The sequence below is a fragment of the Vibrio sp. S12_S33 genome (assembly GCF_963889785.1).
GTDB lineage: Bacteria > Pseudomonadota > Gammaproteobacteria > Enterobacterales > Vibrionaceae > Vibrio > Vibrio aestuarianus.
The window spans coordinates 1-25,506 of record NZ_CAWPQZ010000048.1; the positions used below are offsets into that span (position 1 = coordinate 1).

Consider the following 25,506-nt stretch of genomic DNA (forward strand, 5'->3'; position numbering starts at 1 on the left):
GTTGATGATATCGAGGGCTTGAGAAACGTGCATAAAAAAATCCGATAAACAATGTCTATCGGATTTTTACATAAAGGTAGGATCATTCAACTGATCTGCCGATTAAAGTCTTAACTGATCGGCATTACAGTTTATTGCTCCCTTTTGCATGTCGATACTTTACACCGTCATAATGACCCGTATCGCTAACAGAATAAGTACAATCCCTGACAATCTATCAATCAGCACCGCACGTGCACGAAGCTTATCTAGAAGCCTTGGGCTGGAAAGAATAAAGGTAATAAATGTGTACCAAAGCCCATCCACCACAAAGGGCGTTAACACGATAATCACTTTGCTGGTTATCCCGTCTCCTACCGCAACAAACTGACTGAACAAGGCAATAAAGAACAAGGCAATTTTAGGGCTCAAAAGTGAAATAAGTAACCCTTCTTTCGCTGACTGCCACACGCTCACTGTTTCGCCTGACTCCAACTTAGCCGCCACACCACCTTTTGATCGCAGTGCGTTAAAACCTAAATATGCCAAATAAAGGGCACCCGCATAACTGATGGTTTTAAACACCAAGGGGGATTGATGCAGCACAACCGCAAGGCCAATCAGGGTAATAAAAGCATAAACTCCAATACCAAACGCGTGAGCCCATGCGGTAGCGAAACCATTTTTTCGCCCACCAGCAAGACTGTGTTTAGCTACCATCGCTAAACTTGGGCCTGGAGACATAGCCCCTAAAATACAAATCGTAAAAAGTGATAACCACACGGTAATTGTCATGCTTGTCTCGCTATTTGATCCTATTAAAAATTCATTTTCCCCAAACAACTTGCAGTGCTAGCTACCTTCAAGTAGGAAAGGTATATCGATAGAGAATGAGTAACCTCTCCGTCACCTATCTCATTGATCGCATAGTAATTTGACACAACTGATTGAAATTAACCACCGCTTAACCTTAACTCCGGGGAAAAAAGTGGTGTTGTGGTAAAATGACGGCCTTAGGCACTCTGAGCGGCAATATTTCTCAATTTTGTTTAATGCATCCAACTTCGCTTCAGAGTATTCTGCAGTACATAACTTTATTCAGGAACGGAAGCCGTGAGCGAGTTAAAACAGGACATCACTTTATTGTCTGGGATAGGGCAACTCTCCACCACATTAATGGGCACAGGGTTGTTTATGATCCCAGCGATTGCCGCTGGTATTGCAGGTCACTTATCGCTCTGGGCGTGGCTACTGCTTTTTGTTGCTATCTGCCCTATTGCATTAACTTTCGCAGCACTCGGTAAACGCTACCCTAATGCCGGTGGTACTGCCTACTTTGTGCGCAAAGCCTTTAATGCAAAACTTGAACGCTCAGTCGCTTGGCTCTTTGTCAGCGTGATTCCGGTTGGCGTTCCTGCAGCAGTAGCATTAGCGGCAGGTTTTGCACAACAATTACTTCCTGAACCACTCAACTCTTCAATGATTGCACAAACACTGACCGTATTGCTTTTAGTGGCGGTTAATCTTGCTGGCACAAAATCCTCGGGCAGTCTGCAAACCATTATCGCGTTGAGTATTTTCACCTTAGTCGGTGCTTTACTCTGGGTTGGAAATGTAGGCTATGCGGATTTAACTATGCCGCCTCTTGATGCAGAAAGTATTTGGCCGATAGGTGCCGCTCTTGGCGTAATGTTTTGGTGCTTTGTTGGTATTGAAGCTTTTGCCCACATGGGCGAAGAGTTCAAAAATCCACAACGCGATTTCCCGATAGCAATTATTGTTGGTTGTTTTGTTGCTGGAACCACTTATTGGGCTTGCTCTGTGGTGATTTTGAAGTTCGGGGCATTTGGCAGCCCTGAATTTGATAGTACATCTATCCCTTGGTTAAGTGACCACATCTTTGGTTCTGGTCTGGCCACCCTTATCAGTATTGTTGGTTTTTTTGCTTGCTTCGCCAGTATCAATTTATACACACAAAGTTTGTCTCGTATGGTTTGGGCTCAAGCAAGGGAATACCGACCTAAAAGTACCATTGCAAGAATATCGATTCGAGGGGTACCAGCAAACGCAACGCTTGCCGTTGGCGGAGTATTATTGGCGTCATGCCTACTCGGAGAACTGTCAGGACTAGACTTAGAATTTTTTCTAAAACTCGCGAATGGCATTTTTGTACTGGTATATTTGTTGGCGATGTTTGCCGCGTATAAATTGTTAACGGGCATCCATAAAGTATTAGCAACAATTTCGCTTGTTTTGTGTAGCGCGGTTTTCATTTGCCTTGGTTGGTCAATGCTTTACGCACTCAGTATTTTTATTCTGCTATCATTGCCTTGGAGCAAGTTGGTGAAACGACAACAGCCTAAAACAGAGCTTTAGTTATTCTATTAAGATTGAAGATCGATCAGAATTTTTTTCCAATCGGCAACCTCATTCTGAAAATGTTGTATCTGGCGCTCATTACTTAGCTGAATAATTTGCACTAAATACCGCTCTGATAAGGCATGATTGTATTCCACCTTACTAGCAAGTACTGGCGAGTAATAACTTTCAGGCTCAAACAATAGTCGATTTAAACGCGGAAGAAAGAAACTGAGTTCATCACGCTGATTGAGCAAAACTTCTACTTCGATTCGAATTTGAGATTGATAGTTGATCCAATCATAAGCGGTAATCTGCATACTATCCGCCCATTGTTGCACTAATTGCTGTTGGTCTGGTTGCAAGTCACCTAACCAGTCTTCGACTCTTTCTTCAATACGACTTTTGTATTTCCCATGGATTTCAGTATCCGTTAATCCCTGGTAACGATCTGCATACTTATTATGTTTTTTTTCCAAGCCTAGCAGTAATATTTTCACTTGCTGATCGCTAAGCTGCTGTGCAAGTGAGTAGATATCAGGCTCAATTTTTTGCAGCAAACGATGATAATGTGCTCTCATCTCTACCTCTTGTTTATGAAAGAGTTCTACTGTCATCGTGCGCGGAGTTATTTGTGATAATTTATCAAGCTGCTGGACATAAAGGGGGATTTCTTGCTGCTTATGCCATTGACTAATATTAACAATACGCTCACTCAATATTGTTTTTTGCTTCTTGGTCAAATCAACATAATCTTCAATATAATCAATCACAAACCAGTCAAGGTTATGGTAGACAAATTTAGTTCCACATCCAACGAGCAAAGCTAAACTTAAGCCCATCGCTATCCATGTGCGCATTTAATCGCCCTTTAATCACTCGCCGTAATAGCCTGTACGTAAAAATATAGCATGAGGTTCAATATCCAACGAAAATGAATGCCACTATCAGCCAAGGACTGCTATTTTTAAGGTTAGATAACTAAATAAAATGCATACCCAAACAACTTGAAGTGCAGGTGACCAGCGAGTGTATTCATCCCCATGAGCATAGATAAACGATGTGATTGAAGTGAATGGGTGAAGTCAACATCGCAGTTGCTTCAATTAGACAAGAGATACCGCAAAAAGTGAAAATCATGAATATTACCTACCGCTCGGCAACAAGCGAAGATTATCAATTTACTTTTGAGCTGAAAAAAGTGGCTGAAATGGATTCCATTACCGCTGTTTTTGGCTGGGATGAAGAGCTACAACAAGAGCTACACCGCCAAGAGTGGAACTCTGGGCTTCCAACCATCATCTGTCTTGATGGCAAACCTATCGGGACTTATTTACTCGAAAGCAAACACGACACTTTATTTTTTTCACGCTTTTTTATTCTTCCTGTATTTCAAGGTATGGGAATTGGTAGTCAAATTCTGCAAACCATCATCAAGGTTTCTCAGCAAACTCACTCCCCTTGCAAGCTCTGCTATCTTCAAGGAAACCGTGTTGGAAAACTGTATAAACGGTTTGGATTTATTGATTACGAAACCGATGATGCATTCGTACATATGCAGTTTGTGCCACGATTCACCACACAAATAGATACGCAAAACTAATTGATAGCTTATAATTAGTCACATTCTCACTCGTTATTTACACCAAACAAAATGCAATGCAACATTATTGTCACACTTATTCATACATATTGGTTACTTAATGCATAAAATGCGTGAGCATTCTCTGATTAATATCGTTTCATTTTTGCGGCTAATGGTTGTGTGAACAAGGTTTGATCTTTTTTCTGGCGATCATTAGACAATTGTTTTATTCAATTTTTAATTTTTGTTAGGGAATATTTATATGTTGTATGTGGAATTCCTATTCCTCCTGTTAATGCTTTACATTGGTTCACGCTACGGCGGTATCGGACTCGGTGTTATTTCTGGCATCGGTTTAGTTGTTGAAGTTTTCATCTTCAAAATGCCGCCAACTTCCCCACCTATCACCGTAATGCTGATTATTCTTGCCGTGGTGACTTGTGCTTCAATTTTAGAAGCCGCGGGAGGACTAAAGTACATGCTGCAAGTTGCCGAACGCTTGCTACGTAAAAACCCTAAAAATGTCACGTTAATTGCACCGTTTGTCACCTATGCAATGACCTTTATGTTGGGGACTGGACATGCCGTTTATTCCATCATGCCAATCATTGGTGATGTAGCACTGAAAAACGGTATTCGTCCTGAACGCCCAATGGCAGTGGCATCTGTTGCCTCGCAAATTGCGATCACAGCGTCACCCATTTCAGCCGCCGTTGTGTTTTATCTAGCGCAATTGTCAGATATCCAACACGACATTACCCTATTCTCTATTCTGTTAGTCACTGTACCTGCAACTCTGTTTGGTACTTTACTGATGTCACTCTACAGCTTACGTCGTGGCAAAGAGTTGGACGATGATCCTGAGTATCAACAACGCTTACAAGATCCTGTGTGGAAAGAGAAAATTGAAAACACAACCGCCACTACGTTGAATGAACATCTACCGTCTGCGGCGCGTAATTCAGTACTGATTTTTATCGGTGCTATCTTGTCGATTGTGGTTCTTGCTATGGTGCCGGAAATCCGTACTGTCGTTGAAGGCAGCAAACCAATCAGCATGGCAGTGGTTATCCAAATGATGATGCTCTGCTTTGGCGGTATCATTCTTTTGGCAACCAAAACTGACCCACGTAATGTGCCAAATGGTGTTGTGTTTAAATCTGGGATGGTTGCTGCGATTGCCATTTTTGGTATCGCATGGATGTCAGATACATATTTCAAATATGCCATGCCACAATTTAAATCTGGCATTGTTGAAATGGTCACCGATTATCACTGGACGTTTGCTCTTGCTCTATTCATCGTTTCTGTTGTGGTGAACTCACAAGCTGCGGTTGCGGTTATGATGCTACCTGTTGGTTTAGGTTTGGGTCTAGAGCCGGCGTTATTGGTAGGCTTGATGCCAGCGCTCTACGGCTACTTCTTTATCCCTAACTACCCTTCAGACATCGCTACGGTGAACTTTGATAATACTGGCACCACTAAAATTGGTAAGTACTACTTCAACCACTCATTTATGGCAGTCGGTCTCATTGGTGTCGTTAGTGCTTGTTGCTTAGGCTACGTTTTAGGCCAAATGATTATCGGCTAAAAAAACAAACCCCAGACTGATAAAGTGCTGGGGTTTATTCAAAGTAATATCTCATTGCAAGAGATATTAACCACCGTTTATGGTACACCATGACCTTTTGAAGCTACCCAAACTCGATACCATTGCTCACGAGTTAATTCAAACTCCAGTGCTGCAATCGCCGCTTGCACGCGTTCTATTTTGCCTGAACCGATAATTGGTAACGGCTTTGAAGGTAAACGACGCACCCAAGCAAAAATCACTTGGTCGATACTTTGAGCACCAATTTCCAGTCGAATCGCTTCTAATTCTTCGCGTACACGTTTTGCTTGTTCAGTATCACCACTAAATATACTACCGCCACCAAGACATGACCACGCCATTGGTCGAGTGCGGTTCATTTGCAGTTGATCCAAAGTGCCATCATGCGCCACTTCAAAATTCAATGGGTTAATTTCCACTTGGTTGGTCACCAGTGGTTTACCTAGGCGAGACTGAAGCAATTCAAACTGGCGAGGACTAAAGTTTGAGACACCAAAGTGTTTCACTTTACCCACTTTGTGCAGTTCAGAAAATGCTTCGGCGACTTCATCAGCCTCCATCAGAGCATCAGGACGATGAATCAGTAGCACGTCAATTTCACTGACACCTAAACGCTCAAGCGAGTTATTCACTGACTGATAGATATGCGCAGAGCTAGTATCGTAATGATTGATCTTACGTTGTGGAGTTCTGTCTCCACATAAGTTGATGTCACACTTGGTGACGATCTGCATCTGTTCACGCAATGAAGGCTCAAGAGCCAAGGCTTCACCAAACAATGTTTCACATTGGTAGCTACCATAAATATCCGCGTGATCAACGGTGGTAATCCCTAGCTCTAAATGCTGTTTTAAGAACGTCAAACGCTGCTGTGGCGTCATGCCCCATTCACCTAAACGCCAATACCCTTGAACGAGCTCGGAAAAATCTGGCCCTTGAGGCGCAATTGTTACTTTAGCAACCATTGGTTGTCTCCTTTTCTCTCAACTGACGTCATCCTAAGCTTGTTTGTTGTATGGCTCAACGGATAGACTACAGAAGTTCGAACTGGAGTACGAAGTTGTGAGTTTTTCTACACGTTTACAAGAATTAATTGGCGAAGAAAGCATCAGTGGCTTTGCTCGCCGCGTTGAATTATCAGAAGGGTTAATTCGAAAATACCTTAAAGGCAGTGAACCAAGCTTATCCAAAGCGAATCAAATTGCGATGCGAGCCAACTGCTCACTTGAATGGCTCGCCACTGGCTGCGGGTATTTATATCGTCAAGCTGAAGTCGTAGATATGGACGCCTTTATCCTAGCGTATCAAATCATTACAGGACATCAACTAAGCCAAGAAGAGCAAGAAAGACAGCGTAAAATCATCTCGGGTTATCAATATTTACGTAGCCACAAAAAGGCAGATGGCTTTTTAGATCACGCCGCTATGGTGACATTTTTAAACCGCCAGCCTAAAGAGTTGACTCCGAATGAGTAAAAACAAGGCTGATGGCTTGCCCATCTGTCACCAATTGTGCAATGTTGTTTCCCTTCTGCCACTGCTGCTGTTGAGGAAAAATCGTCGGCGTTTGATTCAAAAATAAAACTAACGCTTTATCAACCTCTGGCACTGAATGTTTTGTTAACTGTTCTTGCACTGAAAAATATTGATCACCGATCATAACTTGCGTCAGTTGAAAACCATCGCGTCTTAAGTTCAGTTGTAAATCACTGTAGGCCATACGGCTAAAATCAATATGCATCCGCACCGAGCTAACTTCGCTGTTAGTGATCTCAAGCTCTGCCCACGCGGAAGTTTTATAGTACTCAACTACATCACTACAATAAATTGGTGCTCTATGCTCATCACCACATTCAACCATATCATTGCGCTGAGTCAGCTCTGACTGGGTCAATGGAGGTGTATTTTGCTCAACAAAGGGGAGGATAAAATCAGGTACATTAGCCGATACCCAGCATGACCAGATCACGCACAGCAGCACGATAACGCGCATGTAAACTCTCCTTATCTTATTGATAGCCATCAGTTTCACTTGAGTTTAAAGCAAAAGCAACAACCGAACGTCTACGCCCCCAATCAGTGAATTGTGATCGATAGCAAACTCTTGGGGCTTAGGCTGAAGAATGATGTCATCGCCATATCCAGGCTTTATCCTCAAGGTCGAGTAACCTCGCCCTACAGCGATTCAAAAAATAAAAGCAACTGAACATCATCAACAAGTACAAGACCAAGGATAGAGCATGAAACTCACCACTTTAGCCCTAGCGTTATGCGCAGCTGCGCCTGTCGTTTTTGCCTCACCCAATCTGACCATATCTACCACCACCAACAGCCGTGATTTTCCACTCGACGCCCAACAGCCGTTAGTTATTCCATTGACCAAAGACAGTTACACACTCAAAATAACCGGCCTTGAGGGTAACTGCGTTGCACCGAATGATCAAAAGATCAAATTCAATACTCCTGTTGCCTTAAATTGTGGCTCCTCCACTGAATTACCGCTAAAAATTCGCTTCACGGGGGATTACGCCTTTAATTACGACCAAGAACAACATACGCTGACTTTTGTTCGCCAAGCGAAAAAATCGACCAAAAAAGAGTTTAAAAGACCCATTCCAGGGGTAACTTGCGAGCAATACCAAGGTGGTGAAGTCACGCTAGAACTCAGAAAAACCTTCGCCGATGGTACTGAATTAAAAGAGAGCTTCACTAACCAAAAAGTTGTGGTTAAAGATGGCAAGGTGACACTTTTACCGTCACAAAACAGTGGTGGCTTGGTGCTACTAGAGCCAATCGATAGATCTGATGAAGCGCAGCCGTTCACCTATCGCAACGCAAATATTTATTTCGTTATGGTAGATAGGTTCAACAATGCCGATACCAGCAACGACAATAGTTATGGGCGAAAAAAAGACGGTAACGATGAAGTAGGAACCTTTCACGGTGGCGATTTAAAAGGTGTCATTGAAAAACTCGACTACATAAAAAGCTTAGGAACTGATGCCATTTGGCTTTCGCCTATCGTCGAGCAAGTACACGGTTTTGTCGGTGGGGGCGATAGTGGCTCCTTTCCATTTTATGCCTACCACGGTTACTGGACTCGTGATTTCACCAAAATTGATCAGAACTTCGGCCAAGATGAAGATCTAAAAACACTCGTCACCGAAGCACATAAACGCGGCATAAAAATCTTACTCGATGCCGTCATCAACCATTCTGGTTACGCTACACTCGCCGACCTGCAATTCGATGACATTGATGTCGTTAATAGCCAAGATTTACCAAAAAAATGGGTAGATTGGGCACCTCAATCTGGTCAAAACTGGCACAGTTATAATCAGTCTATCGACTATCAAAGCCAAAACTGGTCACAATGGTGGGGAGCGGACTGGGTCCGTGCCGGCTTGCCTGGTTATTCAAAACCTGGCTCTAGTGATATTACTATGACGTTAGCTGGTTTACCTGATTTTAAAACCGAATCAACTACCGCAATCACACCGCCCCAATGGTTACTGCGTAACCCAGGAACGCGAGTTGTCGCACGCGATAACTACAGCGTGGCGGATTATTTAATTGAGTGGCAAACCGACTGGGTTAAGCGTTTTGGTATTGATGGCTATCGGGTGGATACGGTAAAGCATGTTGAAGGTCAAGTCTGGCAACGCTTAAAGAAAGAAGCATCGCGTAGCCTAGAGCAATGGCGCGAGGCTAATGGGAAATCAGGGCAACCTTTCTGGATGATGGGCGAAGTATGGGGGCATTCAGCCTACCGCAGCCCTTACTTTGACGATGGATTTGATGCACTGATCAACTTCGATATGCAGAAAAAGCTGGATAGAGGGGCTGCATGCTTTAGTCAAATGGAGATGGTATACCGCGACTACGCAAAAACACTGACTCTGCATCCGGACTTTAACCCCGTCAGTTACATGTCTTCCCATGATACTGAGCTGTTTTTTGGTCGCTTCAAATCATTTGAAATGCAACGTAATGCTGCTAACGCATTGCTACTTTCACCCGGTGCAGTACAAATTTATTATGGTGATGAAGTCGCAAGACAAGTTGGCCCTTACGCTGATGACTTTCATCAAGGAACACGTTCCGACATGATGTGGCAGTTGGATACTCAGCGACAATCATTGTTAAACCATTGGCAAACAGTGGGCCAATTCCGCCAAGCCCACCCTGCTATTGGTGCCGGTTTGCATAAAGAAATTAAACAACCAGGCGCCTACGTGTTTTCAAGAACGTTAAATAACGACAAAGTCGTTGTTGCTTTTGTTGGTCGATAATCACTCAGTTAAGGTAGCCTGGGCAAGCTTCGGGCTACTTCCATTTCCCTCTTTGTCTAACTCACTAAATCAAAACCACAACATCACCAACACCAATGATTTCAATTAATTACCGATAAAATATTTATATTAGCCTTATCTAATTCCCTTGTTCAACCTACCTAGCAAAACCATACTGGTCATACCATGAAAAGTTAAATTTACCTTGAATTACAATTGGTTAGAAACTAACATTCGATCCTTTTGGTATTTAAACCACTATTTCTTTGACATTTATATAACACAAATTTAACATCAGGATTGTGCAATATAAATACAACGAAATAATTATAAAAGACCTTAGGAGGTCGAGAATGATCATCAAACCCCGCTCTCTACTCGCGCTGTCAATCTTGACTGCGTTTAATGTACATTCGGCTGGATTCCAAGTTGCGGAACACTCAGCATCTGGCCTTGGCAGAGCTTTTTCTGGTGAAGCCGCTGTCGCTGACAATGCCTCTGTCATTGCGCGAAACCCTTCTGCTATGACCCTTTTTGATCGTGCGCAATTTTCAGGAGCAGTAACCCTTGTAGATCCAAACGTTGATGTCTGGGATACCACTAATGGTGAACAAGCCACTGACGTAGCACCGATGCAAGTTGTACCTGCGGCTTATTATCTCAGCCCGATCAACGATAAGTGGTCATGGGGAATTGGTATGTTTACAACGTATGGCGTCGCGACCGATTATCCAGATGATATTCAAGCTGGTGACTTAGCCGGGGATACCTCATTAGTGACAGTCAACTTGAACCCTGCGGTGGCATATCGCATTAACGATCAGTTTAGTGTTGGGGCGGGGTTGAACTTGGTCTATGCACAAGCGGAACTGACTCGTCATAAAGGTGCATTGGCTCCATTTTTAGGTGGGAGCATTACAGACAAATTAATTTCGTTAGAAGGCGATACCTTTGGTTTTGGTTGGAATATCGGCGCGATGTATGAAATAAATCAAGACCATCGATTGGGTTTTGGTTATCGCTCAAAAGTTGATCTCGATTTCGACGATGGTGAATTTAAAAGTTACGACAGTGGAATAACCAGCAGCTCTATGGTCACTGGGCGTCTTGAAATCAGTTTACCTGCCATTTGGGAATTATCTGGTTTCCACCAAATCACCGAAGCCTTTGCATTACACTACAGCTACCAACGCACCGACTGGAGCACATTCTCCGAACTGAAAGCGACTTCTCCCGATTGCAATGACGGAGTAGTAAACCAATGTTTTTATAAACAAGAACACTATGAAGACAATGGACGTTGGTCAATCGGCGGTACTTATCAGTTCTCTACCAGTTTAATTGGTCGCGTTGGTTTTGCTTACGACGAGCAGGCAGGTAAAGCGACACTGAGTATTCCAGATAGTGACCGTAACTGGTACTCCCTCGGTCTAACCTATCTCTTTAATCCCGACCTTTCTCTTGATGCTGGCTTTGCCTACGTACAAAGTAAAGATGGCTCCTTTGAAGAAACTAATGCTCTGAGCGAAACCTTGAAGTTCAATTCGAAAGGTAACGCCTACATTAGTTCTGTCCAAATCAACTACACCTTCTAAGCGCGGAGCACACTATGAAACACGGAATCGCTTTATCTGTCCTTTGCAGCGCCCTGCTACTTGCTGGCTGTGGTGATGATTCATCGAGCACAACTCATGAAACCCAATACGAATCATACATTCAAGACGCATTAGCACGTGATACCAAAATAAAATTTACCTTACAGGGCTCAAGCGCCAGCGTACCAGTACCTTCCTTTGCGTTAATGAACGCCAGTGACGGTACGCTTGAAATCCCAACTGGTGGTAATGATGCCTTAACCAACCCTATCGCTGCGATGGGTACTATGGATGGGTGGTCAACATCAATGCCACTGATTATGAATTTTGAGGGAACCGGTTTAGCCGATGGTATTGTCACGTCTGGAGTCCATCTCATTGAGCTATCCGACAGCATGACTGGCTCTCCAACACCAAAAACCATTTTGACTAATGGAACTCATTTTACGGTCTATTCGAGCGCTCAAACAGATACGTTGAGCATTGTGATGAAGAGTGACTTAAACCCAAGCTCGGAATACATTCTCGCTATTACGGAAGCGGTCAGCGATGAAAATGGAGACCCAGTCGGTACCTCAAGCAGTTATGCGGCGCTGAAATCATCGAAAAAAATCTATACCGAAGGCAGCTTAGCAACGGTTCAAAAAGTCACGCAAGGAGTTGAAGCCTTGTTCCAAGCTACCGGAGTCGACAGCACTAAAATTATCTACTCAACTTGGTTTACCACTCAATCAGTCGGGGACACCTTATTTGCGGTAAAAGGGGCAACAGCTTCTGCTTTACCTGCTGCAATAGCTAATCAGAACCTTGATATTGGGCAAGTATGGAAAGGCAGTGCCAACCCAAATAATATTGACCTGTCATCAGCTTATACTATGGTCATGAATAGCCCAAGCACCTACACCGATGCTTTGAACGCCGACACCAATTTCACCACTTATTTTGATTCTAGTGGCGTAATCAAAACACTACTAAACAGCAACTTCGGCGCGAGTGGAGTCTATGTTAGTAAAGGGACAGTACAGTTGCCTTATTATTTAGAAAAAGGGACTACCTGGAACAGTCAACCCTTTGAATCGGCAATGCCAAGCTTAGCTTTGATTTCACAAGCCCTGTCTGATGATACCGAAAAAACAACCATTGCCTCGCAATTAATTGCAGCTGGAATTGACGCCAGTGTTTTAGCATCAAGCACAACAGAGCAATTGAAACTAGTAGGAATGGATCTTACCAAGTCTGATGGTTCGGCATTAGATCCAAATCGATATATCACGCGTTATAATCCAATACCGAAAATTAAGTCGTTAGAATCGGTTAATATCCTGCTATTTACCCCATCAAATACGGCAGATGATTGGCCAGTGGTTATTTACCAACATGGCATTACGTCAGCCAAAGAAAATGCCTATTTCTTTGCGGCCAATTTAGCAGCCAATGGCATCGCTGTTCTTGCGATTGATTTGCCTTTGCACGGTTCACGCAGCCTAGACAGCACGCGCTCTGCCAATGCTGATGTCACCGCCTATCTCAACTTAAATAACCTAGCCGTTGCGCGCGATAATGTTCGTCAAAGTGAACTCGACATTATGAGCCTGACTTTTGCACTGAATTATTCGCGTGAAATTAAGGAATCATTAAAAAATAGCGTGCTAGCAAGTGCAGGTGCCATAGCTAATCCACCACGTTTTCTTGGTCACTCTTTGGGTGGTATTGTTGGTGTACCAGCAGTCGCTGCCGCTAATAGGACGCTTGATGACGGCATGGCTGATACCTTTTACGCGTATTCTTCATTGAGCACGGCCAATTCTGGTGGTCAAATCGCCAACTTATTGCTGGGCTCAGAGGCGTTTGGTCCGTTGATCAAGCACAACATTGCCAGCTCTGCGAGCCTTGATTACCGTAATTTTGCTGCACTTCAATGCGCCTCTCTGTCTGATGAACAGTGCTATAACTTGTTTGACTCACTCGCGACCGCCGACCAAAAAGTCGCTGTCAATGCTGGTTTCAGTCAATTTGCCTACGCAGCACAAACGCTGTTAGATACTGTCGATCCATTCACTAACGCAAGTTTTATTAACTCGAGTTTACCTACCTACGCTTTGCAAGTGAATGGTGATTCAACCGTTCCAAACATGGTCGCAAATGCACCGTTTGCAGGCAGTGAACCACTGGCAACCAAGCTGGGTTTAACAACAGTTAACAGTTCAAACTCTGGCAGCATCACGAATACAAAAGATTTTATCAACTTTTCATCGGTTGGGGTACATAGCACCTTTATTTTCCCGCAAGATACTGGAGGCTCAGATATCGCAATGCATGCTGAGATGATAAGTGAGATTGTGGACTTTATGACTGACAATAGTTTAGCGGGCATTAGTAACACGGCTGTACTTGAGTAAACTGAAAATAGACCTTATGTAGGCTATACAAACTAAGCTCCCGCGAGGGAGCTTTTTCGTTTTCACTACACATCCATCTGAATCATCACTTAACTCTAAATATGACAATGTTCAGTCAAGGTTCCAATGCGGTTTTAAAACGTTTGATAGCTATATTAGGCTTTTTAACCACTAAATATATAGCAATAACCGCGAGGCAAAAACCAGCTACACCCAGCCAATCAAATGACTCTCCAAAAGCAAGCCACGCCTGAATGGCAGTTGTTGGCGGCACAAGATAAAAAACCGATGCCACGCTAGAAGCAGCACCGTGTTCAACCATATATAGCAATAATAAAATCGAGATACATGATAACACAACCACAAGCCAGGCAAGGGTTATGATGAAGGTTGAAGTCCATTGAACTTGCATAGTTTCAAAGCTCAATGCCCAAGGAAGAAACAGGAACAGAGCAGCCAAATATTGCACCGTAGCACTACCAACCATATCAATGCCCTGGCAAAACTTTTTCTGGTACAAAGTGCCAAGTGTAATACCCAACAATGACAACAAACATAAACCAATCGCGAACCATTGATAGTGTTCTGACTGCCATTCTATATTACCCATCAAGACTAAACTGATACCTGTAAAACCCAAAGCCAACCCTAGCCACTGAGCAATATTAAAACGCTCGGAGCTCATAACCACTAGTAATAAAGCAGTTAAAATTGGCTGTATTCCCACCAACAGCGAGCTTAAACCAGCAGGCATTCCCCAAAAAATAGCCTGATAAGTTCCACCGAGATAACAGCCATGAATCAACACGCCACTCACACACGAATGCCAGAAATGGCGACCTCGTGGAATACGACGCTTGAGCAGCACAACTAACCCCCAAAATAGCGCAACGTTTGCAGCCATTCGCAGAGTAAGTAACGTGGCAGGCTCGGCATAAGCGAGACCAAATCGAGCCCCCACAAATCCAGATGCCCATAACACAACGAATAGAAACGGGATTAACCTTATTAACATGACAAATCTCCTAGCCATAAGCGACTCAATACTGCTACTTTATTTAGGTACAGGATGACAAGAAAGGCACAGACTTTAATGTTTTTATGGGTACAGAATGAAAGTTGAATACAAATACGATGGCGTAGAGCGATATCTCAGACAAGTTATTGAAGATGGGCTATTTCAAGCGCACGATAAATTACCGTCCATTCGGCAACTTTCGCAACAATTATCGGTCAGCAAAAATACGGTGATTCGAGCCTATCAAGCATTAGAGGCCATTGGTTTACTCTATTCACAGCCTCGTTCTGGATATCGTGTACAGCAAACTAGCACCACTGTTGAAAGCAATCTATCGCAACCTAATAGTGTGGATTTGTTATCCATGTCAAAGTCAATTTTGGTACAACCAACGGTTAAACATAGAATGCCCGCAGGGTCCGCGCACCCCAATACCCAAGGAACAGCAATTCGCAGTCTGTATGCAGAAATTGGTCGCCATAGTCGCATGCAAACTCATATTCCTAGCCATTATCAACTACCACCAGGTAACAGTGAGCTAATAAAACAACTGCTAAAGATCTCGCAAGATTTAGGCATTAATGTCAAATCACAAGAAATTGCGGTTACTCATGGAGGACAGCAAGCGATCAGTCTTGCGTTTCGCGCTTTGACTCAATCTGGTGACATTGTCGCGGTAGAATCACCTTGCTACTTTGGCACCTTACTATTACTCGAGTCTTTAGGATTAAAGGTGATTGAAATTCCGAGCCATAATGCACTAGGTATAGATATCGATGCCCTTGAACTAGCTTTATCTCAATGGCCAATCAAAGCAATTCTAGTCACCCCAAATTTTAATAATCCAACGGGTTCTTTAATGCCTATCGAAGCTCGTCAACAGCTGCTAGCAGTGAGTGACGGCGTACCGATAATTGAAGATGATGTCTTTGGTAGCCTGTACTTTGGCGTCCCCCTGCCCAGCCTAAAAATGCTTGATGATCAAGATCGCGTTATTTATATCAACTCACTCTCAAAAACATTAGATTCTCGACTAAGAATCGGTTGGATTATTGCGGGGAAATATCAGGTTCAAATAGAAAAATCACTGTTGAGCGAAAACATGGGCAGCTTGAACTTGATGCAATCGGCAGTTGCGGAATTTCTGTCTAGTGGCAAATACCGTCAACACTTGAACAAAATGCGTAGAACTTATCAGCAAAACCAACAACGCTTTGCGAAATTACTGACAAATGAGTTAAATAAATATCCTTCTCTACAAGATCAGTTTCATTTAAGTCGCCCTGAAGGCTCATTTTTATGCTGGCTCACGCTACCCCACTCTATCGACAGTTTTCAGCTTTATCAGCAGTGTATTAAACAAAAAATTAGCCTACTGCCAGGCAATCTATTTGCGACACAGGGACAATATCAACACTGCGTACGCTTCAGTACCGCCAATTTTGAAGACACTGTAGAATGGCGGGAAAGTATAATAAAACTGGCTCAGCTCATCATAAAGTTACATTAGTTCAACGTTAAACCGAAGATGACTTTACTCACCAACTCCGCTTGATTACGTGTTGCTGTTTTTCCCAAACAAGCTTTGCACGCTGATGGTGGTTTAAGTGATATTGGTAGCAGTGCCAACGTGACAGTATCTGACACAGCACGTTCCTTCTCCAACTCAAGTCATACACCCCACACTTCCCTCATCAATAATTAAATTAAAACTCAACACTGCTAACTTATTTATTAGAGTATCACTAACTTATTTGTTAGAGTGACGACCGAATTTTTGAACAACACAACCATACGTACAATAATAAAAGCCCCTAATACAGGTAACCACATGATTAATCGCTACAAAAATAGCAGTGTCGGCTTTCAACTAAAGTTAGTTATCACGCTTTGCTTGCTTATCGCTTTCTCCAGTATCGCTGCATTGGTGTATCGCAATGCCTCCCAGTTATTGCTTGAATCGACGTTAAAAGAGCACCAATCGAAAGTGGAAGCAATAGCAAAAACTATTGCCGGACAATTTGACGCTTACTTAGAAACCACCAAAATTCTTGAATCTACTTTTCAAAATGGTTATTTAGCTGGCCTTTACGTTGAAGACTACACCGTAGAATTTGCTGGTCGACAAATTCGTAACATCACTCAGTACGGTGACAGCCTAGTTAATGACACAAAATTGGTGGATAGCTTCACTCGTGATACCGGAGCTGTTGCCACCATATTTGCGCCAGCAGGTAATGAATGGGTACGTATTTCAACCTCTCTGAAAGATCTAAATGGTAACCGCACAGTTGGTACAATATTGGGCAGTAACCACCCCGGGTATCAAAAGTTAATGAGTGGCCAGCCTTATTACGATCAAGTTACTTTATTTGGCAAGAAATACATTACCTACTACGCGCCAGTTAAAGACCGTGCTGGCAAAACCAATGCTATCTCATTTATCGGTTTGCCGGTTGAAGATGCCACTCATGATCTGTTTGATAGCTTAAAACAAGTGACATGGGGTGATAGCGGCTACACCATAGTGGTCGATAACCGAGAAGATAATTTAGGTAAGTATTTACTCCATCCAACCAATAACGAAAACAGCCCATCAATTATTGAAGTACCGGACTACGAAGGGAACAAGCCTTACACGGCCATCTTTGAACAACAAAATGGTTTGATTCGTTACCCATTCAAATATAATGATACCGTGGGTGAAAAATACCTCGTTTTTACTGAAGTACCAGGCTGGAACTGGAAATTACTTGGGGGCACGTTCATTAACGAAGTGACCAAAGCCAGTCATGATCTGCTCCAATTAATTGTGATTATTTCGCTCTTAGTCGGTGGTGCGACTTTCCTTATCATGACACTGTTCTTAAACAAAACTATCCAGCCACTAACGACATTAACAGGTTATATGGAGCGTCTAGGTAAAGGCGAAGTCAGCCTAAGCATTGCCACTGGACATACTCAATCACACAACGAGATCACACGCTTGACTAACGGTGTTGCGCATATGGCGCAACAACTTAATCAACTGGTCGGTGAAATACGTTCAACCAGTGATAATGTCAGCATTCAATCCAATAATGTCTCTCAAGATGCTAACAATAACTTGGCACAAGCCGACGTTCAGCAACAACAAGTTGAACAAGTCGTCACGGCGATCGAAGAAATGGCAACCTCTGCCAAAGCCGTTGCAGAACAGGTTGAATCGATTGCCGAAAATGTTCGCCATGCTAATCAAGACACTCAATCTGGTTTGAGTCTAGTGGAAACGGTTTGTATTGATGTCGCACAGCTTAATGACCAGCTAGATCGTTCAGCTCAAGCAATTGAACAGGTCAACAAAGACAGTGAGAGCATTCAAACCGTCACGCGGATGATTGATGAAATAGCAGAACAGACCAACTTATTAGCACTAAATGCAGCCATTGAAGCGGCACGAGCAGGTGAACAAGGCCGTGGTTTTGCTGTAGTAGCAGACGAAGTGCGTACACTGGCGCACCGTACTCAAACATCTGTTAAAGATGTCGTGGCTATTATTGAAAAACTAAAGAGTTCTACGGGTAATGCTGTGAACCTGATGAACCAAAGCCAAACCAATGCCAATAGTGTCTTAGATAGTGCGCAAGATGCTGGCACAGCATTGGAATCGATCGCTGATCAAGTCCGTGAAATTGCATCGCAGGCAGATACCATCGCTGCAACAGCTGAAGAACAAGCGCAAGTGTCACAAGAAGTCGCCGCAAGTGCGACAGAAATTAGTGATCTAAACGCCCAAAGTCGTAATACCAGTGCGCAAACCTCTCAAAGTGCAACGCAATTGCAACAACAAGCAGAAGCCTTAAAGCAGCAAGTCGACTTCTTCCATTAATCCATTTAGGCCAAGCATTCTTGCTTGGCCTTTTTCTTACACTCTTCTTTTCACATCAATGAAAAACAACAAGTTAACAACGATAAGTGTTAAAAAATTCTCTCACAATACTTGTATTGCAACACACTAGGAATAAGATGAAGGCCTTAGTGCAATGTAAGGTCTGTTATGAATAATCAATTATTTTTAAGAGCGTTGGAACGCGGTGACTTACGTTTTATCCATAATCTCAACAACAACCGCAATATCATGTCTTATTGGTTTGAAGAGCCGTATGAATCTTTTGATGAGTTGGAAGAGCTGTACAACAAACATATTCACGACAATGCCGAACGTCGATTTGTGGTTGAAAATGAAAGCCGAGAATTGATTGGTCTGGTCGAATTAATTGAAATTGATTACATTCATCGTAGCGGTGAGTTTCAGATCATCATCACTCCAGAGCACCAAGGCAAGGGGTTTGCTGAAACCTTAATTAACAAAGCACTCGACTACTCTTTTACTATTTTAAACCTACATAAGATTTATCTGCATGTTGCCACTGAGAATGAAAAAGCAATTCATCTCTATGAAAAAGCAGGTTTTATTGAAGAAGGACATTTAGTACAAGAGTTCTTTATCAATGGTCAGTACCGAGATGTAAAACGCATGTACATTTTGCAAAATGAGTATCTCAACCGAACAGTGTAACACTTAGGAGTATACGATGATTGCTTGCAGTCAATACGACTATATTGAACTTGCGTGCTTGTTTCATTTACCTGTAAAACTCACTCTAAAGAGTGGGGCAACGTATTCCGGTATCGCTGTGGATACGTTACATAATGAGCATAAACAAGAATGCATTCTACTGAAAAATGAAGAAAATGAATACCCAGTGGCAACGGATTGCTTGCTGATGATGGAAGCGCTGAGTGAGCATCCTCACTTTACGATTGTTGAATTTACCTGAACCAAATCCGCCTAAATTCTAGAGGTTGCCCGGTACTGCATAACTTAAATAAAGCCACGCAGTATCCGGCAATTCTAAATTGCAATATCTAACTTGTTATCTGTCACACCATTGACTCGAAACCATCCAGCAATACTGATACGTTCGGCTTTGGTTGGTAGCACTTCATGTGGAAAACGTTCCGATAAAAACACCAGTAAACGACCAGATAGCGGAGCAAGCGTTGCAAGGTGGGTATCGTTGAGATCATACATCGCCAACTCACCGGCATCTTCTTCGCTCCAATGCTCGTTCATGTAAAATACAGTAGTCAATTTGCGGCTTTCATTACCTTTAAAGGCATCTAAATGCTTTTGGTAGAACGCCCCTTGCTCATATTTTGCAAAATGAGCTTCATACTCAAACAGACCGAGAAAGAAATGACGGTTCACCTCTCGGCGAATTTGCTCCATGCGTTCTAAATAATCTTGCACTGGCTGGCTCATACCCTCTTCCAGCCATTGAATTTTATCACTACGAATCTCCACTTCACGCTGTAAAGCTTCGTGTCGACCAATACGCGCACCTTGCCATGACTGTGGCATACAACTACGCAGGTTTTGTACTTGCTCTGGGTTTAAAAAGTCATCCCATACATACCAACCTTGGTTAGCAATGGCGTCCATCAAATTATCTAACGACATGTTTTCTCTACACACAACAAAAGTGCTGTGGTTATAACGGCCACCAGCCATAACGACAAATCTAGCTTTCGATGCTTAAGACAAGGCACATTTGTGGAAGCTTCGTACCACACCTGATATTTACAAAATAAATATTAGATAGCGATATGTCTATAATGATTTAATACCTAACTCTTCACTATGATGCTCTGTACCTACATTGTATTGAATCTAGACCATAGTGAGGCAACCATGAACCTACGGTCGAGACTCAAACCCAGAGAATATAGATGCTCGCTACTTAGAAGCTGATGCTATGGAACAACTGGGTTACCAAGCCGAATCTCGGCTGCTTTTTTATTGAGATAGTGCGGAAATTAGATACCTCAGCCACTGGTTAGCTGGATTCAAATTCATTTTACTCAACCAAACCATATGTGACTTAAAAAGTTGGTCTTCAAACGGAAACGGAAGAATCTTCAATTGAAAGACGTGCTGGTACTGCTGTGCAAACGTCACCGGCACAACCGCATCACTATAAGAGACAGCCGCTAACATACCAATTAATGATGAATGTTGACTGTACACCTGCCGCACAGGCACCACTTCTTTCACAAACCAATCAATAAAAGGAAGTTGTGAGCGACGCATTTTCAGCAGCACATGTTCTTCTTGTAAGTATTCCGCTTTACTTAAGCCTTGGTTCGATAACCTAGGATGAGCCTGACGCACCACGCAGCATAAGTTGTCTTCTTTTAGAAGTTTAGAGCGAAAAACTTTGCTTTGGGGCGCTTCCACATCAATTACTAAATCAACTTTTTCTAACTGTAATTCTTCATACAGACGGTCTTCATTAGACGGTGGCTCCATCAACACCACATCAATGTTTAAATCAGCCAATGCTTGATCTAACCCTTGCCGCAATGCATGGATCTGCGCTTCATGGCAATACACTAAAAATCGGCGAGTCGATATTTTAGGGTCAAACTGATTAACCCCTTCCAGCATCGATTCAATATCCATCAACGGAGATTGGATACTTTGATACAGATCTTGAGCAAAACGCGTCGGCTTGATTCCACGCCTTGTTCGTACAAAGAGATCGCTCCCAACGTGTTCTTTTAGACGCGCCAAAGCATTACTTACCGCTGATTGAGTTAAATCTAAGTGCTCTGCAGCTTTGGTTACCGATTCGGTCTGATAGGCCGAAATAAAGACCCTTAATAAGTTAAGATCAAACTTTCGTTGCGCTTTCATCACACCAACATTGTGTTATGAATGGAGTATTCAATAGTAATTCCTCAATTTTAGATTGAAAATAGTCAATCATTCATGGTGTGATATTAACAGCCCCATCCCCTACAAGGATTTCCCATGAACATCACGACAACTCCAACCATTGAAGGCAAATGCATTGTCCGCTACTGCGGTGTGATTGCAGGAGAAGCAATTCTCGGTGCTAACATCTTTAAGGATCTTTTCGCAGGCATTCGCGATATTGTCGGTGGTCGCTCAGCCACATACGAACAAGAGCTGCAAAAAGCGCGGATGATTGCCCTAGAAGAATTAAAACAAAGAGCAAAAGAGCTGGGAGCCAATGCCGTAGTCGGCGTAGATCTTGATTACGAAACGTTTGGTAAAACCAATGGCATGTTAATGGTTTCAGTGAGTGGCACCGCTGTAGTTGTTGAGTAGCAGAGGCTTTCCTGTCGAGCTGTTGAGACAAAGATAGAGGGGCACAATTGATGCCCCTATTTACGTATGACCAAGAACGATCAATCTAATCTTAACGTTACGCCACTATAGCTTCTGTAACCTTTAAGCATCACGTGATATGTGATACCAGGCTCCGCAGAGATAGTACACTGCTCATTGTTACCCGATTTATATGGACGACAATCCCATGACGATGTTGTTGGCTTACTACCTATTTTTACATATAGATCGGCATCACCTGTACCAGAACTGGTAGAGACTTTCACATTAGATGAACTTGCCACTGTGAAGGTGTAGTAAACTTCAGAACCTTTAGACCCTTGTAAAGCCGACACTGGCTGACCTTTTTCCAACACATTATTGGTTGGAGGCAAAGCACCGCAGTTTGCATTCACACCAACTTGATTAAATGCATCAACCACGTCAGCTACGGTATAACCTAAGTCTTGCGCGGCTTTTGCCACACCACAGCCACCTTGGTCAAAGGTGCTATTGGCTGTCCAATACAATTGGTTAGCAACCGTAAACACTTCAAAACCTTTACGTACCGACCAATTGGCTTTATTGGCTAACAGATAATACGCCCGGTTAAACACGCCGCTTGAATGATGCACGTTTAGACCGTTGTAGTATTGAGAAGCATGATCAATAGAACGACCATCTTTCGATGGTTGGTCGAAATAACGCAGACCTCCGGAGGACTTAAAAATGTCACTGCCTACTACCCAATCAACACTGCCTTTCATATAGAATTCTGCAGCTTCACCAGCGATATCGGAGAACGCTTCATTGATACCACCAGACATATTCGCATAAACCAGGCCAGAGTTTTGCTCGGTAAAACCGTGACTGACTTCGTGAGCGCTAACGTTAATATCAACCAGTGGATAATACGTATTCTGGCCATCACCAAACGTCATCGATGAACCATTCCAAAACGCATTTTCATAGTTACTATCGTAATGCACACGCATGGTTAGCTGGAAAGTCAGTGGTGAAGTGTTCATCCAATCTTTATACATATCAAACACCACTTTACCAAAGTAGTGCGCATCATTCAGTGGAGAATAAGCCCCATTGATCGACTTGTAATCGTTGTAATTGCTCGCGTCTGTACATGAATAGCTGAACGTTGAACCGCCCGATGTGGCGTTTTTCATATCGACCGTTTTCACCGCACTATTCACCATGCTACAAGTGCTACCAACCTTATCGACGATAAAATTTGGATAATCCATCCCGTACTGATACAAACCCGTTTTTTGATTCCCACCAGGGCCAGAAGCGGCCGCTTCAACGTGATTCAAGCCTTCCCAAGTTTGCAATACTTCACCGCTCATCGCATCAATAAAGAAAAATGGACGTGACGGTTCACTGGTCGCCACGAAGAAATCAACCAGATACACCACATGAGCGATTTGATTTTCATCTAAGCGAACCATGAGTTTAGCGTTTTCATTTTCTGTCTTAAGATCTTGCGTAACCAACGATGGGGCTTGCTGCTTATAATAGGACAACGCGATATTGATAGCTTGTTGCTGTTCAACTTGTGGCGAGGTGCTAGCAACATCAGCATCAATTTGTTGAGCCATCACACCATAAACTTGCCCGATTCCTTTGTCTGTTTGTGTTGCCACTACGGAAGTATTAAAAACAGGCAAACCTTTATATATCTGCTGATAACGCACTTTAACTTTGCCATTTGGCAATGTGACACTTTTTACAGGTTGAAAGCCATGTTGTGTAGCAACAATACTACGAGCCTGAAGTGATAGTGCTTGCTCAAGCACATTAGGGTCATCAACTGACACCATTTGTGCTGCAGATACTGGGAGTGCCGCCGCAATTGAACTAGCAAGGAATAACCACTTTATTTGACGTTGTTTGTTTTTCATTTCTCAATCCTAGAGAGTTGTTATAAGCATCCGTTTACGATTTACTTCTTATCAATCATAAACAGTGTGACTGCGAATAATTCGCACATTCAAATTGGATCAAGAAAATCAGCTCCGCCAGTAATACACAAAAAAAAAGGAAAATCTTACGTAAAATAATATGGTCACAAAAAAAACAATAGCAAAAGTAAAGCTACGGATTATTGACAATTTATGTTTATATATTAGATTGATAGCAATTAATGATAATTTAATGTTCATTAATTGGTACATAAAACTATCAGTGTATATTTACTTGAAATTAAACAATCGCTTTCACTATTTTTTATAAGTGATGCTCATAGCCATAACTTTGAAGATTTATTTGCTATTCGATGGGTAAAATCTGACACAATTGGCCAAAACCTGTAATAACAACTCTTTGTCAGAAAACCACACCAAAAATTATCACCACCTTTACATTGCCTGACGGACTCTTTACACCGAAATTGTTACTATTTCTCCATCAAATCGTTGATACCGTTTCACAATGAAAGGAGCCATCCGATGAAAAAAGTCATGATTCTTGCGACAGCATTAACTATAAGTACAACCGCTTTTGCCAGTGTTAGAACTTCAAACTCTGAAACATCGTTTAAGACTGAAGCTTTTGCTACCGAACAACAAGCTTATAACGCAGGTTTTGATTTGGTCGAGCAATTCCAGAACATGTCACCGAACCAATTAGCGCATAAGCTACCAATACATGAAACATCATTCAATGGTCAAAGCGTAAAAGTAAATGATATGGAAGTGCATGTAGAACAGTTTGCCAAAAATCCTGGCCAAATTCAGTACCGCGCTATCGTTGATGTCGACTATCAATTCCAATGTCGGGAAAACAAAAGAAGCTAATTATTCCAGCCCTTATATCATTGATGATAAGGGCTCTTTTATTTAAAACCTTTTAAAATAAAAATACTTTTATAGGTACAACCCTACTGACGATAAAAGACATTGAACTTAGGTCATCTCCTTTTATCTTCATTTCATTAACCTATATATTAATTCCATTTATTCATTTGAAATTATACGGCTCCATAACCACAAAAGTAGGCATTTGCCCTGCGAATATCCAAACACATAACTTTTAAAAAATAAAATATATTATTGACGCAAATTATGACTATTTATCTCATCCATCACTCACTCCGAAAAACAATGAAACAGACAGACCATACTTGAAAATATTACATTCAACTTCTCACCACTATTTTCACTTACCTTGATTTTTCAAATAATTAGCATAATTCTCATCAACAGTTCTCTAAATATTCTGTTGATAAATAATCTCTTGATTCTATTTAATTAATGTATAACAAATGAAAAAACATTACTTTGTCTATCTATGCTTATAGCAAGCTCATTAGCAATGGCATCAGTATCAATCACCAACTCTACAATTTTCCAGGGCGTTGTTGCCTAAATCAGTTGAACCTTTTCCAAGTCCTGCGATCTGATCCTTTGTGATGGTAAGAGCGGTGATGACATGGGGAAAACGAAAAAGAAGATAACTAACTGGGCGGAGTACAATAA

22 protein-coding genes are annotated in these 25,506 nt (G+C 42.3%); 13 read left to right on the plus strand and 9 right to left on the minus strand.

Translation table 11 applies throughout. The features are described from left to right. Window positions 1–159 precede the first annotated feature (159 nt). Window positions 160–774 carry a LysE family translocator gene (locus AACW06_RS16425; protein WP_168524483.1) on the minus strand — a complete coding sequence of 205 codons (615 nt, stop codon included), beginning with the start codon at window positions 772–774 and terminating at the stop codon, window positions 160–162. A gap of 318 nt (window positions 775–1,092) precedes the next feature. Between AACW06_RS16425 and yjeH the strand changes: the two genes are divergently transcribed. After that, entirely contained in the window at window positions 1,093–2,355 is a 1,263-nt protein-coding gene (gene yjeH, locus AACW06_RS16430) for an L-methionine/branched-chain amino acid transporter (protein ID WP_192075892.1), read from the plus strand. Between the two features lie 8 nt (window positions 2,356–2,363). Here the strand turns inward: yjeH and AACW06_RS16435 are convergent, their stop codons facing one another. Then, entirely contained in the window at window positions 2,364–3,179 is an 816-nt protein-coding gene (locus AACW06_RS16435; protein ID WP_192075893.1) for a DUF6279 family lipoprotein, read from the minus strand. A 296-nt stretch (window positions 3,180–3,475) separates the two neighbouring features. On the opposite strand from AACW06_RS16435, the gene AACW06_RS16440 reads away from it, so the two are divergent. Together AACW06_RS16440 and AACW06_RS16445 are read left to right on the plus strand one after the other, a co-directional pair. After that, window positions 3,476–3,940, plus strand: a complete 465-nt coding sequence (locus AACW06_RS16440; protein ID WP_192075894.1) for a GNAT family N-acetyltransferase — start codon at window positions 3,476–3,478, stop codon at window positions 3,938–3,940. Window positions 3,941–4,184: 244 nt separating this feature from the next. Beyond that, on the plus strand, window positions 4,185–5,513 hold the full coding sequence (locus tag AACW06_RS16445) for an anaerobic C4-dicarboxylate transporter (protein ID WP_192075895.1): 1,329 nt from the start codon (window positions 4,185–4,187) through the stop codon (window positions 5,511–5,513). 77 nt (window positions 5,514–5,590) lie between these two features. On the opposite strand, the gene AACW06_RS16450 is transcribed toward AACW06_RS16445, so the two are convergent. Further along, the gene (locus tag AACW06_RS16450) at window positions 5,591–6,499 is read right to left on the minus strand and encodes an aldo/keto reductase (protein WP_168524477.1); all 909 of its coding nucleotides are present in this window, start codon (window positions 6,497–6,499) and stop codon (window positions 5,591–5,593) included. A gap of 97 nt (window positions 6,500–6,596) precedes the next feature. Here AACW06_RS16450 and AACW06_RS16455 point away from each other — a divergent pair, with 97 nt between their 5' ends. Next, window positions 6,597–7,010 carry an XRE family transcriptional regulator gene (locus AACW06_RS16455; RefSeq protein WP_192075896.1) on the plus strand — a complete coding sequence of 138 codons (414 nt, stop codon included), beginning with the start codon at window positions 6,597–6,599 and terminating at the stop codon, window positions 7,008–7,010. Here AACW06_RS16455 and AACW06_RS16460 read toward each other — a convergent pair. Continuing rightward, window positions 6,985–7,527 (minus strand): hypothetical protein, encoded by a 543-nt coding sequence (locus tag AACW06_RS16460; RefSeq protein WP_192075897.1) that lies wholly within the window; start codon window positions 7,525–7,527, stop codon window positions 6,985–6,987. The genes AACW06_RS16455 and AACW06_RS16460 overlap by 26 nt on opposite strands. A 247-nt stretch (window positions 7,528–7,774) precedes the next feature. Here AACW06_RS16460 and AACW06_RS16465 point away from each other — a divergent pair, with 247 nt between their 5' ends. The 3 genes from AACW06_RS16465 (at window position 7,775) to AACW06_RS16475 (ending at window position 13,820) form a co-directional block, all read left to right on the plus strand. Then, complete coding sequence (locus AACW06_RS16465) at window positions 7,775–9,826, plus strand: alpha-amylase (protein ID WP_192075898.1); 2,052 nt, start codon at window positions 7,775–7,777, stop codon at window positions 9,824–9,826. 353 nt (window positions 9,827–10,179) lie between these two features. Next, entirely contained in the window at window positions 10,180–11,421 is a 1,242-nt protein-coding gene (locus AACW06_RS16470; protein ID WP_192075899.1) for an outer membrane protein transport protein, read from the plus strand. A gap of 14 nt (window positions 11,422–11,435) precedes the next feature. After that, the gene (locus AACW06_RS16475; protein WP_192075900.1) at window positions 11,436–13,820 is read left to right on the plus strand and encodes a VolA/Pla-1 family phospholipase; all 2,385 of its coding nucleotides are present in this window, start codon (window positions 11,436–11,438) and stop codon (window positions 13,818–13,820) included. A 115-nt stretch (window positions 13,821–13,935) separates the two neighbouring features. Here the strand turns inward: AACW06_RS16475 and AACW06_RS16480 are convergent, their stop codons facing one another. Beyond that, on the minus strand, window positions 13,936–14,835 hold the full coding sequence (locus tag AACW06_RS16480) for a DMT family transporter (RefSeq protein WP_192075901.1): 900 nt from the start codon (window positions 14,833–14,835) through the stop codon (window positions 13,936–13,938). A gap of 97 nt (window positions 14,836–14,932) precedes the next feature. Here AACW06_RS16480 and AACW06_RS16485 point away from each other — a divergent pair, with 97 nt between their 5' ends. Beyond that, window positions 14,933–16,348 carry an aminotransferase-like domain-containing protein gene (locus tag AACW06_RS16485; protein WP_192075902.1) on the plus strand — a complete coding sequence of 472 codons (1,416 nt, stop codon included), beginning with the start codon at window positions 14,933–14,935 and terminating at the stop codon, window positions 16,346–16,348. Here the strand turns inward: AACW06_RS16485 and AACW06_RS16490 are convergent. Further along, window positions 16,345–16,485 carry a hypothetical protein gene (locus AACW06_RS16490; protein WP_192075910.1) on the minus strand — a complete coding sequence of 47 codons (141 nt, stop codon included), beginning with the start codon at window positions 16,483–16,485 and terminating at the stop codon, window positions 16,345–16,347. The two genes, AACW06_RS16485 and AACW06_RS16490, sit on opposite strands and share 4 nt — an antisense overlap. Before the next feature lie 184 nt (window positions 16,486–16,669). Between AACW06_RS16490 and AACW06_RS16495 the strand changes: the two genes are divergently transcribed. The 3 genes from AACW06_RS16495 (at window position 16,670) to AACW06_RS16505 (ending at window position 19,658) form a co-directional block, all read left to right on the plus strand. Beyond that, entirely contained in the window at window positions 16,670–18,706 is a 2,037-nt protein-coding gene (locus AACW06_RS16495) for a methyl-accepting chemotaxis protein (RefSeq protein WP_192075903.1), read from the plus strand. 168 nt (window positions 18,707–18,874) lie between these two features. After that, window positions 18,875–19,396, plus strand: a complete 522-nt coding sequence (gene speG / locus AACW06_RS16500) for a spermidine N1-acetyltransferase (RefSeq protein WP_053311718.1) — start codon at window positions 18,875–18,877, stop codon at window positions 19,394–19,396. Between the two features lie 16 nt (window positions 19,397–19,412). After that, complete coding sequence (locus AACW06_RS16505) at window positions 19,413–19,658, plus strand: Rho-binding antiterminator (protein WP_192075904.1); 246 nt, start codon at window positions 19,413–19,415, stop codon at window positions 19,656–19,658. A gap of 74 nt (window positions 19,659–19,732) precedes the next feature. On the opposite strand, the gene AACW06_RS16510 is transcribed toward AACW06_RS16505, so the two are convergent. Further along, window positions 19,733–20,341, minus strand: a complete 609-nt coding sequence (locus AACW06_RS16510) for a 2OG-Fe(II) oxygenase (protein ID WP_192075905.1) — start codon at window positions 20,339–20,341, stop codon at window positions 19,733–19,735. Window positions 20,342–20,677: 336 nt separating this feature from the next. Then, window positions 20,678–21,577 (minus strand): LysR family transcriptional regulator, encoded by a 900-nt coding sequence (locus AACW06_RS16515; protein ID WP_192075906.1) that lies wholly within the window; start codon window positions 21,575–21,577, stop codon window positions 20,678–20,680. A gap of 117 nt (window positions 21,578–21,694) precedes the next feature. Between AACW06_RS16515 and AACW06_RS16520 the strand changes: the two genes are divergently transcribed. After that, window positions 21,695–22,015 carry a heavy metal-binding domain-containing protein gene (locus AACW06_RS16520; RefSeq protein WP_192075907.1) on the plus strand — a complete coding sequence of 107 codons (321 nt, stop codon included), beginning with the start codon at window positions 21,695–21,697 and terminating at the stop codon, window positions 22,013–22,015. A gap of 80 nt (window positions 22,016–22,095) precedes the next feature. Here the strand turns inward: AACW06_RS16520 and AACW06_RS16525 are convergent, their stop codons facing one another. Next, window positions 22,096–23,931 (minus strand): M4 family metallopeptidase, encoded by a 1,836-nt coding sequence (locus AACW06_RS16525; RefSeq protein WP_192075908.1) that lies wholly within the window; start codon window positions 23,929–23,931, stop codon window positions 22,096–22,098. A 546-nt stretch (window positions 23,932–24,477) separates the two neighbouring features. On the opposite strand from AACW06_RS16525, the gene AACW06_RS16530 reads away from it, so the two are divergent. Then, window positions 24,478–24,825, plus strand: a complete 348-nt coding sequence (locus AACW06_RS16530) for a DUF3316 domain-containing protein (RefSeq protein ID WP_192075909.1) — start codon at window positions 24,478–24,480, stop codon at window positions 24,823–24,825. Window positions 24,826–25,506 lie beyond the last annotated feature (681 nt).

Bases quoted from the DNA above. Each gene is read 5' to 3' on its own strand.
- AACW06_RS16435 (WP_192075893.1), bottom strand. From the start codon at position 3,179: ATGGGCTTAAGTTTAGCTTTGCTCGTTGGATGTGGAACTAAATTTGTC.
- AACW06_RS16475 (WP_192075900.1), top strand. From the start codon at position 11,436: ATGAAACACGGAATCGCTTTATCTGTCCTTTGCAGCGCCCTGCTACTT.
- AACW06_RS16485 (WP_192075902.1), top strand. From the start codon at position 14,933: ATGAAAGTTGAATACAAATACGATGGCGTAGAGCGATATCTCAGACAA.
- AACW06_RS16465 (WP_192075898.1), top strand. From the start codon at position 7,775: ATGAAACTCACCACTTTAGCCCTAGCGTTATGCGCAGCTGCGCCTGTC.
- speG (WP_053311718.1), top strand. From the start codon at position 18,875: ATGAATAATCAATTATTTTTAAGAGCGTTGGAACGCGGTGACTTACGT.
- AACW06_RS16480 (WP_192075901.1), bottom strand. From the start codon at position 14,835: ATGTTAATAAGGTTAATCCCGTTTCTATTCGTTGTGTTATGGGCATCT.
- AACW06_RS16520 (WP_192075907.1), top strand. From the start codon at position 21,695: ATGAACATCACGACAACTCCAACCATTGAAGGCAAATGCATTGTCCGC.
- AACW06_RS16495 (WP_192075903.1), top strand. From the start codon at position 16,670: ATGATTAATCGCTACAAAAATAGCAGTGTCGGCTTTCAACTAAAGTTA.
- AACW06_RS16450 (WP_168524477.1), bottom strand. From the start codon at position 6,499: ATGGTTGCTAAAGTAACAATTGCGCCTCAAGGGCCAGATTTTTCCGAG.
- AACW06_RS16510 (WP_192075905.1), bottom strand. From the start codon at position 20,341: ATGTCGTTAGATAATTTGATGGACGCCATTGCTAACCAAGGTTGGTAT.
- AACW06_RS16445 (WP_192075895.1), top strand. From the start codon at position 4,185: ATGTTGTATGTGGAATTCCTATTCCTCCTGTTAATGCTTTACATTGGT.
- AACW06_RS16530 (WP_192075909.1), top strand. From the start codon at position 24,478: ATGAAAAAAGTCATGATTCTTGCGACAGCATTAACTATAAGTACAACC.
- AACW06_RS16505 (WP_192075904.1), top strand. From the start codon at position 19,413: ATGATTGCTTGCAGTCAATACGACTATATTGAACTTGCGTGCTTGTTT.
- AACW06_RS16460 (WP_192075897.1), bottom strand. From the start codon at position 7,527: ATGCGCGTTATCGTGCTGCTGTGCGTGATCTGGTCATGCTGGGTATCG.
- AACW06_RS16525 (WP_192075908.1), bottom strand. From the start codon at position 23,931: ATGAAAAACAAACAACGTCAAATAAAGTGGTTATTCCTTGCTAGTTCA.
- AACW06_RS16425 (WP_168524483.1), bottom strand. From the start codon at position 774: ATGACAATTACCGTGTGGTTATCACTTTTTACGATTTGTATTTTAGGG.
- AACW06_RS16440 (WP_192075894.1), top strand. From the start codon at position 3,476: ATGAATATTACCTACCGCTCGGCAACAAGCGAAGATTATCAATTTACT.
- AACW06_RS16515 (WP_192075906.1), bottom strand. From the start codon at position 21,577: ATGAAAGCGCAACGAAAGTTTGATCTTAACTTATTAAGGGTCTTTATT.
- AACW06_RS16470 (WP_192075899.1), top strand. From the start codon at position 10,180: ATGATCATCAAACCCCGCTCTCTACTCGCGCTGTCAATCTTGACTGCG.